This window comes from Erythrobacter sp. NE805 (assembly GCF_046452355.1).
GTDB lineage: Bacteria > Pseudomonadota > Alphaproteobacteria > Sphingomonadales > Sphingomonadaceae > Erythrobacter.
Genome location: NZ_JBKFDI010000008.1, coordinates 1 through 9,712, shown reverse-complemented (window position 1 = coordinate 9,712; position 9,712 = coordinate 1). Strand labels below are relative to the sequence as shown.

General features: G+C 68.9%; 14 protein-coding genes. All 14 read left to right on the top strand.

Features of this window, described 5'->3' with window-relative positions:
- Positions 1-285, top strand: a 285-nt coding sequence (locus ACLBKU_RS17490) for a hypothetical protein (protein WP_410180854.1), incomplete at its 5' end; no start/stop codon positions are given.
- A 112-nt stretch (positions 286-397) separates the two neighbouring features.
- Positions 398-2,056: a DUF935 domain-containing protein gene (locus ACLBKU_RS17485; RefSeq protein ID WP_410180853.1), complete on the top strand. Its 1,659-nt coding sequence runs from the start codon at positions 398-400 to the stop codon at positions 2,054-2,056.
- A 3-nt stretch (positions 2,057-2,059) separates the two neighbouring features.
- Complete coding sequence (locus tag ACLBKU_RS17480) at positions 2,060-2,572, top strand: hypothetical protein (RefSeq protein WP_410180852.1); 513 nt, start codon at positions 2,060-2,062, stop codon at positions 2,570-2,572.
- Positions 2,572-3,771: a phage minor head protein gene (locus tag ACLBKU_RS17475; RefSeq protein WP_410180851.1), complete on the top strand. Its 1,200-nt coding sequence runs from the start codon at positions 2,572-2,574 to the stop codon at positions 3,769-3,771. Before ACLBKU_RS17480 ends, ACLBKU_RS17475 begins: the two co-directional genes overlap by 1 nt.
- A 129-nt stretch (positions 3,772-3,900) precedes the next feature.
- Positions 3,901-5,004 (top strand): phage protease, encoded by a 1,104-nt coding sequence (locus tag ACLBKU_RS17470; RefSeq protein WP_410180850.1) that lies wholly within the window; start codon positions 3,901-3,903, stop codon positions 5,002-5,004.
- 1 nt (position 5,005) lies between these two features.
- Entirely contained in the window at positions 5,006-5,413 is a 408-nt protein-coding gene (locus ACLBKU_RS17465; RefSeq protein WP_410180849.1) for a hypothetical protein, read from the top strand.
- A 38-nt stretch (positions 5,414-5,451) separates the two neighbouring features.
- A complete protein-coding gene (locus tag ACLBKU_RS17460; RefSeq protein WP_410180848.1) occupies positions 5,452-6,345 on the top strand; it encodes a Mu-like prophage major head subunit gpT family protein in 894 nt (297 codons plus the stop codon).
- Entirely contained in the window at positions 6,333-6,881 is a 549-nt protein-coding gene (locus ACLBKU_RS17455; RefSeq protein ID WP_410180847.1) for a hypothetical protein, read from the top strand. Before ACLBKU_RS17460 ends, ACLBKU_RS17455 begins: the two co-directional genes overlap by 13 nt.
- Positions 6,882-6,982: 101 nt before the next feature.
- Entirely contained in the window at positions 6,983-7,405 is a 423-nt protein-coding gene (locus ACLBKU_RS17450; protein WP_410180846.1) for a gp436 family protein, read from the top strand.
- On the top strand, positions 7,405-7,911 hold the full coding sequence (locus tag ACLBKU_RS17445; protein WP_410180845.1) for a phage virion morphogenesis protein: 507 nt from the start codon (positions 7,405-7,407) through the stop codon (positions 7,909-7,911). Before ACLBKU_RS17450 ends, ACLBKU_RS17445 begins: the two co-directional genes overlap by 1 nt.
- Positions 7,908-8,111 carry a hypothetical protein gene (locus ACLBKU_RS17440; protein WP_410180844.1) on the top strand — a complete coding sequence of 68 codons (204 nt, stop codon included), beginning with the start codon at positions 7,908-7,910 and terminating at the stop codon, positions 8,109-8,111. Before ACLBKU_RS17445 ends, ACLBKU_RS17440 begins: the two co-directional genes overlap by 4 nt.
- The gene (locus ACLBKU_RS17435; protein WP_410180843.1) at positions 8,108-8,728 is read left to right on the top strand and encodes a phage protein Gp37; all 621 of its coding nucleotides are present in this window, start codon (positions 8,108-8,110) and stop codon (positions 8,726-8,728) included. Before ACLBKU_RS17440 ends, ACLBKU_RS17435 begins: the two co-directional genes overlap by 4 nt.
- The gene (locus ACLBKU_RS17430) at positions 8,725-8,922 is read left to right on the top strand and encodes a DUF2635 domain-containing protein (protein ID WP_410180842.1); all 198 of its coding nucleotides are present in this window, start codon (positions 8,725-8,727) and stop codon (positions 8,920-8,922) included. The genes ACLBKU_RS17435 and ACLBKU_RS17430 overlap by 4 nt, the downstream gene beginning before the upstream one ends.
- On the top strand, positions 8,919-9,712 hold a 794-nt coding region (locus ACLBKU_RS17425), incomplete at its 3' end, for a phage tail sheath N-terminal beta-sandwich domain-containing protein (RefSeq protein ID WP_410180841.1). The genes ACLBKU_RS17430 and ACLBKU_RS17425, both read left to right, overlap by 4 nt.

Genomic DNA, 9,712 nt, shown 5'->3' with positions numbered 1-9,712 from the left:
ATCACCCGCGCCGATCTGATGGCGATCAAGAAGGTCGGCAGCGAGGAAAGCGGGGGCGTCCGCATCGTCAACGATGGCGATGTCCATGCCGACGAGTTCTGGGCCTATGCACTGATGGCGCAGGCCATGGAGATGGCCGGATCGCTCTACGAGTACCGCGGCATCAATCGCGACGGCCGCGCCACTGGCGGGCCGAAGCGCGGCCAGGAAGGCTGGCGCCATCCCGATGACGCCTCCGGCCGGGCCGCCCATGGCACCCGATTCCAGGAGCGCGGCGCATGGTGAGGAGCCTCGACGGGCTGCACTTGTGCGAGGAGTGCGGCGACGAATTCCCCAGGCGCGAGATGATCGGCCCGATCTGCCGCGACTGCCACGATTCCCTCGGAGACGATGACTGATGGCCAGCAAGCCGCCCGCCCTGATCATGCCCGATGGGCGCCCGCTGGTCCGGGACAACCTCCGTGTCGAGATCGCCGCCCCGGCGCGCACCAGCGTGCGCACCATCCAGTCGGGCCACCCGGCGCAGGGCCTCACCCCGCAGCGCCTCGGCCGGCTGCTGCGCGATGCCGAGGATGGCGACGCGATCGCCTACTACGAGCTTGCCGAGGAGATGGAGGAGAAGGATCTCCATTATCTCGCCGTGCTGCGCACCCGGAAGCTCGCCGTCGCGCGGCTGCCGATCGAGGTCGAGCCGGCCGACGACAGCGAGGAGGCCAAGAAGGACGCGGCGCTGATCGAGACCTGGCTGAAGCGCGACATGCTCCAGCTCGAGCTTTTCGACATGCTCGACGCGATCGGCAAGGGCGTGAGCACCACCGAGATGGTCTGGGACATGAAGCCCGACCTCTGGCAGCCGTCGAAGCTGCTCTGGCGCGACCCGCGCTGGTTCGAGTTCGACCGGGTCAACGGGACCGATCTGCTGCTGCGCGGCGGCGAGACCGGCTATGGCGAACCGAGCCCGCTGCCGGCAGGCAAGTTCATCACCCACTACCATCCGTCCAAAAGCGGCCTGCCGATCCGCTCCGGCCTCGCCCGGATCGCGGCCTGGGGCTACATGTTCAAGAACTTTGCGATCAAGGACTGGGTGACCTTCCTCGAAAGCTTCGGCCACCCGCTGCGCATCGGCAAGTACGGCCCGAACGAGAGCGAGGAGAACAAGAACATCCTCCACCGCGCGCTGCTCGAGCTCGGCTCGGATGCCGCCGCGGCCTTCCCCGAGACCATGTCGATCGAGTTCGTCGATCGCAAAGCCGGCACAGCGCCCAACGACCTGTGGCGCAGCCAGGCCGAATACATCGACGATCAGCTGTCCAAGGCAGTGCTCGGCCAGACCAACACCACTGATGCCAAGGCAGGCGGGCTCGGCTCGGGCCAGGCGCAGGTGCACGATGGGGTGCGCGCCGACATCGAGGACTTCGACGCGATGATGCTGGCGGGCACGCTCAACCGCGATTTTGTCGTCCCCTTCGTCATGTTCAACCACGGTCCGCGCAAGGCCTATCCGCGGCTGAAGATCGGTCGCCCGGACGAGACCGACATCGCGGTCGAGATCGACAGCGCCGAGAAGCTCGCCAAGATGGGCGTGAAGATCGATGGCGAGGAGATGCGCGAGCGGGCGGGTCTGCCGGCGGCCAAATCGCCTGAGACTGCCCTTCAACCTGCCGCCCCGCCGCAAATGCCCCAGAATGGCCAGGAGAGCGCTCCGGGTCCGGTGGCGGGGAAAAAACCGGCGACAGGCGTCTTAGACCCTCTTAAATCGGCCTCAGGGGGCAATCGGTCCGACCGGGCAGCTCTCAATTCGCAGATCGGTCCGGATGGTGACGCGATCGACGCCACGGTCGACGAGATGCTCGGCGACTGGGAGGCGCAGGTCGATGCGCTGCTCGTGCCCGTCGACATGCTGATCGGCGAGGCCGGCGATCTGTCCGAGGTGCAGGCCCGGCTCGCCCAGGTCATCGGCGACATGGACACCTCGGACTTCGAGCAGCTCATCGCCCGGGGCGGGTTCGCCGCGCGGCTGATCGCCCAGGCCGATCGCGGCAAGGGGACCAAGTGACGGATGCCGGTCCTGCGCGCCCGACAGTTCCCGATAGCCTTCGACTTCGCGCGCGGCGAAGCGGCGGCGGTGCGCGGGCCTGACGGCGTCGTCCGCACGCTCGCTCCGGACCTGCCGCGCTTCGATCACGATCCGGATGGGACGCCGCGCGGGCTGCTCGTCACCGAGGGCGAGGGAGTCGACGGGCGCGACCGGGCCCAGCTCGATCCGATGATGCTGCCCGCCGATATGGTCGAGGGCGACGAGCTCGCGGCGCGGGCGACGGTCTATCACGCCTTCGTTCCGCTCGCCGCCTCGGGGACGGTGGACGGGATCTCGACCGCGCCCCGGGAGGACTTCGACGCGGCGATCGTCTGGCGCGCGATCTACACCCGCGATGCCGCCGCGACGATCGACGCGCTGCTGCGCGAGGATGGACATCACCTGGCGATCGGGACGCATGCCGGCTTCGCCGAGAGCCGTGACGGCTTCGTGCGCTTCCGCGGCCGGCTGTGGCAGCTGCAGGCGAGCAGCTGATGGACGAGACGGAAGCGCTCCCGATCGGCGCGCCGGCCGACGCGGTCGCGGCACTTGCGGCCAAGGGCTACGAGATCGCCTTCGACTGGCGCGAGGTGTGGCAGGAGGAGAATGCCCGCGCCTTCACCGTCGCCAAGGCGATGAGCCGCGATCTGCTTGAGGACATTCGCGAGGCGGTGCAGAAGGCGCTCGACGAGGGACTGACGCTCAAGCAGTTCCAGGACGAGCTGCGCCCGCGTCTGGTCGCGCGCGGATGGTGGGGCCGGGCGCTGATGACCGATCCTGCCGACGGCGTGGAGAAGGTGGTCCGCCTCGGCTCGCCGGCGCGGCTGCGCACGATCTACCAGACCAATCTCCGGGTCAGCTACATGGCCGGCCGCTGGGCGCGCCTGCAGCGCACCAAGAGTGCCTTCCCGTTCCTGCGCTACGTCTCGGTCAAGGATGCCCGCGTCCGCCCCGAGCACGCGGCCTGGGACGGCACCATCCTGCCGGTCGACCATCCGTGGTGGGACACGCACTTCCCCCCCAATGGCTGGAACTGCCGCTGCGACGTGCAGCCGGTGAACGAGCGGATGATCGAGCGTCGCGGGTGGGCGGTCACCGAGGACAGCGAGATCCCGCGCGCGCCGGTCCGCGACTACGTGAACCGCCGCACCGGCGAGATCACCCGGCTCGAGCAGGGCCTCGACCCGGGCTGGGGCTACAACGTCGGCAAGGCGGCGCTCGACGGGCTCACCCCGCCGCCGCGCGTCGGCCGCGGGCCGGATGACGGGATCGCCAGCGAGCTCAACGCCCAGCTCTCAGACGCCGGTTACGAGGCCGTGAGACCCTTCTTCGAGGCCTTCAACCTCACCTCGCGCGATTCCGCGGTGAAGGGTCGGGTGTTCACCGACGTGGCGGGCTGGCCGCTTGCCGTCTCGGCCGGGCTGCTGCGCGGGCCCGATGGGGATATCGTCGCCCTCAGCGGCGTCCAGGAGCGCGAGCTCGCGGACGCGGCCCGGACGATCATCGATCCCGAGAGGATTGGCTGGCTATGGATCGCCGGCCGCGACGGGCGGGCTATGCTGGTGCGGCGCTACCAGGGTGCACGCGGCTCGGTCGATTTCGGCCGCGACTTCTGGCGCTGGATGGGTCCGCGCAGCGGCGCCTTCGCCCGCGGCCGGCTTGTATGGACGCGCGAGGACGGGCGCGTCGGCTGATCAAAGCCGCTTGGCAATTGCCGTGATCGGGGGCTAAGCATGGGGCCTTCCCGCAATCGACACGAAAAACCGGACTTGCTCCGGGGGCGGAGGTAACGCCCACCGCGCCTCGCCCACTAGGCAGGCGGCATGTCGAAACCCGCTGCCTCCTCCGCCGACGTGGCCGTCATCGCCAGTGCGATCGCCGTGCCCGTGCAGGACGGTGCGCCGGCCAAGCGTTTCCGGATCGTCCCGTTCGGTTACTTCAGCGGCCGTGACGGTCGCGGCCCCTGGCTGCTGCGCGACAAGGCGCACGCCGAGCGCGTGATCGCCGCGACCAAGGCCTTCCTCAACGGCGTCGACCTCCTGGTGAACTACGACCACCAGAGCGAATTCTCGGCCGTGCCCGGCGTCGGCGGCATGGCCAAGGCTGCGGGCTGGGTCAGCCCCGACACGCTCGAGGTAGGCGACGACGGGATCTACGTCACCGCCGAATGGACCGAGGCCGCCGAGGCCGCGCTCCAGGCGCGCGAGTACCGCTACTACTCCCCGCACTTCCGCGCCGACAAGGCCACCGGCGAGCTGACCCGCATCGTCAACGTCGGCCTCACCAACTCCCCGAACATCGAAGTGTCCGCGCTGGCCTCCCAGGAGGCGGGCGCTTTCAACGAAGGAAGCCCCATGAAGAAGATTGCAATGCTGCTGTCGGCATCGGCGCTGACGGCGCTGGGCCTCAAGGCCGACAGCGAAGACGAGGCCGCGATCAACGCGATCGACAAGCTGATCGAGGATCGCGGTAAGGACGCGGCAATCCTCGCCTCGGTTCGCACACACATCAAGCTGAAGGACGATGCCGACGAGGAAGCGGTGCTCAACGCGCTCAAGGCTGCCGCTGAGGCCGGCGAGCCCGACCCGTCCAAGTACGTGCCGATCCACGCCCTGAAGGACGTGCAGAAGCAGCTCGGCGCGCTCCAGGAGGACAAGGTCCTCGCCGCGGTCGACGCCGCGATCGAGGAAGGCAAGCTCACCCCGGCCCAGAGGGACTGGGCGCTGAAGCTCGGCAAGCAGGACATCTCCGAGCTCAACAGCTTCCTCGCCACGGCTCCCGCCTTCAAGGGCGGCAAGGTGATCGAGGGCACCCCCGAAACCCGCAAGACCGCCCTCACCGAGGAGGAGGCGGCGATCTGCTCGATGATGGGCGTCTCGGCCGAGGACTACCTCAAGGCCCGGAACGCCGAAGAGAAGGAAGGCTGACATGGCGCTGACCAAGAACAACAACACGCCCGAGCGCGACGGCAAGACCATCGCCCTCGGCGTCGCGGCCAACGTGAAGATCTTCGCCGGCGCGCTGGTGGCGCTGACCGCCGCGGGTCTGGCCACGCCGGGCGCGGTCGCGACCACGCTCAAGGGCGTCGGCCGCGCGAAGGATCTCGCCGACAACACCGGCGGCGCCGCCGGTGCCATCAAGGTTGAAGTCGAGAAGGGCGTGTTCCGCTTCAACAACTCGGGCGGCGGCGACGCCATCACCGCCGCCGACATCGGCAACAACGCCTTCATCGTCGATGACGAGACCGTGGCCAAGACGAACGGGACCAACACCCGCTCGATCGCCGGCACGATCTTCGATGTCGATGCCCAGGGCGTCTGGGTCAGGTTCACCTGACCCGCCCCCGCACCTCCTGAAGCCAAGGAAGCAACGACATGAAGATCAATCCGGGTAATCTCCAGACGCTGGGCCGCACCTTCAGCGCGCTCTACCAGCAGGGCCTCACCATGGCCGCCTCGCAGAGCGCGCTGGTCGCCACGACGGTGCCCAGCTCGACCGGCGAGAACGAATATGGCTGGCTCGGCAAGCTGCCTTCGATGCGCGAGTGGCTGGGCGATCGTGTCATCAACGCGGCCACCGCCAGCGACTACACCATCAAGAACCGCGACTTCGAGCAGACCATCGGCGTCGACCGCAACGACATCGAGGACGACAACATCGGGATCTACAGCCCGCTGTTCACCGAGATGGGCCGCTCGACCATGGCGCACAAGGAAGAGCTGGTGTTCGGCCAGCTCAAGGCGGGCTTCGACCGCCCCTGCTACGACGGCCAGAACTTCTTCGATACCGATCACGTCGTGCTCGATGCGGCCGGCAACGAGACCACCGTCTCCAACATGCAGGCCGGGGCGGCCACCCCCTGGTATCTGATCGACGACACCCGGGCGCTGAAACCGATCATCTGGCAGGAGCGCAAGGCGCCGCAGTTCGTCGCGAAGGACCGTCCGGAGGACGACAATGTCTTCCATCGCAAGCAGTTCCTCTACGGCGTCGACAGCCGCTGCAACGTCGGCTTCGGCTTCTGGCAGTTCGCGTTCGGGTCGAAGGCCGAGCTCACCGCCGACAACTACGAGGCGGCGCGCGAGGCGATGCACTCCATGAAGGGCGATTACGGCCGCCCGCTGGGCGTCCGCCCGACCCTGCTGGTGGTTCCGCCCAGCCTCGAAGGTGAGGCCATGGAGATCCTCAACGCGGAGCGCAACGCCGCCGGCGCCACCAACGTGTGGCGCGGGACTGCGAAGCTCGAGGTGGTTCCGTGGCTGGCATGACCGCCGAGCGCCTCCGTCTGACCACTTCGCGCTCGCCGTCATATCGGCGCGCCGGGGTGAAGATCGGCAGCTACAGCGCGCCGACCTTCATCGGGCGGGGCGATGTCACGGTCGGGCAGCTGCTCGCGATCGTGCAGGACCCGAACATCGCCCTCGCTTTCGAGTACGAGGACGGCACGACCGCCGCTTTCACGGCGGAGGCTCGGGCCGAGTTCGAGGCGGGCCTGCTCCAGGTGATCGAGCTGGACGGCCCCGATCGGACCCTTGGTGCTGAGGGAGCCGGCTCGGTCGGCGAGCCCACGCCGCTCGGGGAACCCATTACCGCCGAGCCGCAGGGTGAAGGGCTCCCGCCTGCCGCCGAGGCCTCGCAGGCGAGCGGTGCAGACGCCGCTCCCAAAGACAGCGCCGGGTCTGCGGCCGGCGCTGTCACCTCCGAACCGACGGCGCAGGCCAGTCCCACTGCGCCCGAGCCCGCGGCCAAGCCGGCGCCTGTCTCCAGGGGCGGCGGCAAGAAGCGCGGGACCACCGCGGCCTGACGACGGCCGCTGAGACGGGCGGCGGCACCGGTTCCGCCGCCGCCCGCCTCGCCACCATCAACCATCCGCCCGATCGGGCCAGCTGAGAGGAGGAGCGTGCCGTGTCGATCTTTGCCGATCTCGATGCCATGCAGGCGCGCTTCGAGGCCCGCGACCTCATCCAGCTGTCCGATCATGAGAACACCGGGGACCTCGTCCCCGCGCGGATCGAGGACAAGCTTTCCAGCGCCGACGCGCTGATCACCGGCTACATCGCCCGCCGCCATCGCAACACCGCCCAGTTCGCCGGCAACCCGATCCTGCGCGACATCGCCTGCGACTATGCCTTCTACCTGCTGTGGCGCTCAGACGCGCCCGACTGGGTGATCGATCGGAAGAAGGCCGCGCTCAAGCAGCTCGAGCAGATCGCCGCCGGCACGCTGATGCTCGACCAGGGCGAGGAGACCGCCGCGCCGCGGCCGGGCCAGATCCTCACCAGCTCGGACGGCCGCAACTTCGGCCGCGACAACATGGAGAGCTTCTGATGGCTGCCGCCATGGATCTGCGCCTGCGCGGCGATCGCGCCTTCGAGCTGGCGCTGGGTGGTCTTGTCGCCGGCTTCGACAACCTCGAGCCGCTGGCGGAGCGCTTCGGCGTGTACCTCGAGAGCTCGACGATCGAGCGCTTCGACAACGAGACCGCACCCGACGGGAGCCGTTGGCAGCAGTCGATCCGGGCGAAGGAGGAGGGCGGGCAGACGCTGACCGACAGCTCGCAGCTGCGCTCCTCGATCCATGCCGAACCCGCCAACGGCTCGGTCACCTGGGGATCGAACAAGATCTACGCCCGGATGATGAATGACGGCGGGACGATCCGCGCCAAGGGCGGCGGCAAGCTCACCTTCCAGCTGCCGGGCGGGCTCGGTTTCCGCTCGGTCGACGAGGTCACCATCCCTGCGCGCCCGTTCCTCGGCATCAACGCCGAGGATGAGGCCGAGCTGCTCACGCTCGCCAAGGAGTACGCGGTCGAAGTCTCCGGAGGCCTCGCATGAGCTGGTGGGAAGGCCTGCACCTGGCGCTGTCGATCGCCATGCTGATCGGCGTCTTCATCATCGGAGACGACGAGCCCTTCTGGGTGCGGCTCGGCTCGGCCGTGTTCGTCGCCGTCTTCTGGCTGCCGCTGCTGGTGATCTTCGCGATCTGGATGATCGGCGACGGGATTGGCGGGCTTGTCAGGATGCTCCGCCGATGATCGCCGCCACCGAGAAGGCGCTGGTGCAGGAGCTGGTCGAAGCGGGTGAGCGTCGTATCCTGGGCTACCAGTACCACACGACCGGGACCTTCCCCGACCAGTTCGAGGAGTACCTGCGCTCGACCCCTGGCCTGCGCACGCCCGCGGCGTGGTCTACCTTCCTCGGTATCGTGGAGGGCGACGATCACGGCGACGATCTCGGCCTCAGGGCACGCGCGCGTTTCGCCCTGGTGGTCGCCGGCGGCAACCTGCGCAACGAGGAGGACAGCCGTCACGGCGACGGCGCGGTTCCCGGCTCCTATCAGCTGATGGTCGACGCGATCCGCCTGCTCTCCCGCTCGAAGCTCGCGCCCGAGCTCGATCTGATCGAGCCGGTCCGCATCCGCAGCGCCCGGCCTGTGAGCCGGACCGATCAGATGAAGCGGCAGAGCCTCTCGATGATCGCGATCGAGCTCGAGCTGGTGCTGCCGATCGGCGTCTTCACCGAGGAGCCCTTCGAGCTGCGCACCCTCCACGTTGACTGGGACATCCCCGCCTTCGGCAACGTCGAGCCGCCGCTTCCCGCCGCCAATCCCGACGCGGCCGATCTGATCGAGCTGGGAGACCCTGCGCCATGACTGCCGCCCTGAAGGCCGAGCGCCTCGCCCCCAAGTTCGGGCGCCGCGTCCGCCACATCGACGGTCGGCTGTTTGACGCCGGCGGCGAGTGGATCGTGCTCGACGCCTACTACCGCCGCCTCATCGCCGATGGCGATCTCGTCTCGGCCATCCCGCCCAAGTCCCGCCGCCCGAAGAAGGGAACCCAAGCATGACGATCAGTTTCAACACCATCCCGGCAAGCTTCCGCACGCCCGGCCAGCACATCGAGTTCGATTCGAGTCGCGCAGTCTCCGGCCTCGCGCCGATCGAGAACCGCGTGCTGCTCATCGGCCAGAAGCTCGCCGCCGGCACGGCCGCGGCGCTCACCATCGCCCCGGTCAGCTCGGCCGGGCAGGCCAATCAGCTGTTCGGCCAAGGCTCGCAGCTCGCCCGCATGGCCGCCGCCTATCTCGCGGCCGACAGCTTCTCCGAAGTCGTCGCGATCGCGCTGGACGACGCCGGCGGCTCGACCAAGGCGACCAGCACGCTGACCGTTACCGGCCCGGCAACCGCGGCCGGCACGATCGCGCTCATGGTCGCCGGCGAGCGGCTCGCGATCGGCGTCGCTTCGGGCAACAGCGCGATCGTCATCGCGGCTGCGATCGCCGCGGCCATCACGGCGCGTCCGGATCTTCCGGTGACCGCCGCTGTCGGCGGAGCGCCCAACCAGCATGTCGTCACCCTCACCGCCCGGAACGGCGGGACGAACGGCAACGACATCGATGTCCGTCACAGCCACTATGCGGGCGAGGCTCTGCCCGCCGGCGTCGGCGTGGCGATCGTCGCGATGGCGGGCGGCGCGACTGATCCCAGCCTCGCTGCCGTTTGGCCGGTGCTCGGCGACAACGCCTACCGCACGATCGTGCTCGGCCTGATGGATGCGACCACCTACGCCTCGGCCGCGGCCGAGCTGGACGATCGCGCGGGATCTGCGCGCATGCTCGAGAGCATCGGCTACGGCGC

Excerpts from the sequence above, each read along its gene's own strand:
- ACLBKU_RS17480 (WP_410180852.1), top strand. The coding sequence starts at position 2,060 with ATGCCGGTCCTGCGCGCCCGACAGTTCCCGATAGCCTTCGACTTCGCG.
- ACLBKU_RS17430 (WP_410180842.1), top strand. The coding sequence starts at position 8,725 with ATGACTGCCGCCCTGAAGGCCGAGCGCCTCGCCCCCAAGTTCGGGCGC.
- ACLBKU_RS17475 (WP_410180851.1), top strand. The coding sequence starts at position 2,572 with ATGGACGAGACGGAAGCGCTCCCGATCGGCGCGCCGGCCGACGCGGTC.
- ACLBKU_RS17435 (WP_410180843.1), top strand. The coding sequence starts at position 8,108 with ATGATCGCCGCCACCGAGAAGGCGCTGGTGCAGGAGCTGGTCGAAGCG.
- ACLBKU_RS17465 (WP_410180849.1), top strand. The coding sequence starts at position 5,006 with ATGGCGCTGACCAAGAACAACAACACGCCCGAGCGCGACGGCAAGACC.
- ACLBKU_RS17470 (WP_410180850.1), top strand. The coding sequence starts at position 3,901 with ATGTCGAAACCCGCTGCCTCCTCCGCCGACGTGGCCGTCATCGCCAGT.
- ACLBKU_RS17485 (WP_410180853.1), top strand. The coding sequence starts at position 398 with ATGGCCAGCAAGCCGCCCGCCCTGATCATGCCCGATGGGCGCCCGCTG.
- ACLBKU_RS17460 (WP_410180848.1), top strand. The coding sequence starts at position 5,452 with ATGAAGATCAATCCGGGTAATCTCCAGACGCTGGGCCGCACCTTCAGC.
- ACLBKU_RS17445 (WP_410180845.1), top strand. The coding sequence starts at position 7,405 with ATGGCTGCCGCCATGGATCTGCGCCTGCGCGGCGATCGCGCCTTCGAG.
- ACLBKU_RS17440 (WP_410180844.1), top strand. The coding sequence starts at position 7,908 with ATGAGCTGGTGGGAAGGCCTGCACCTGGCGCTGTCGATCGCCATGCTG.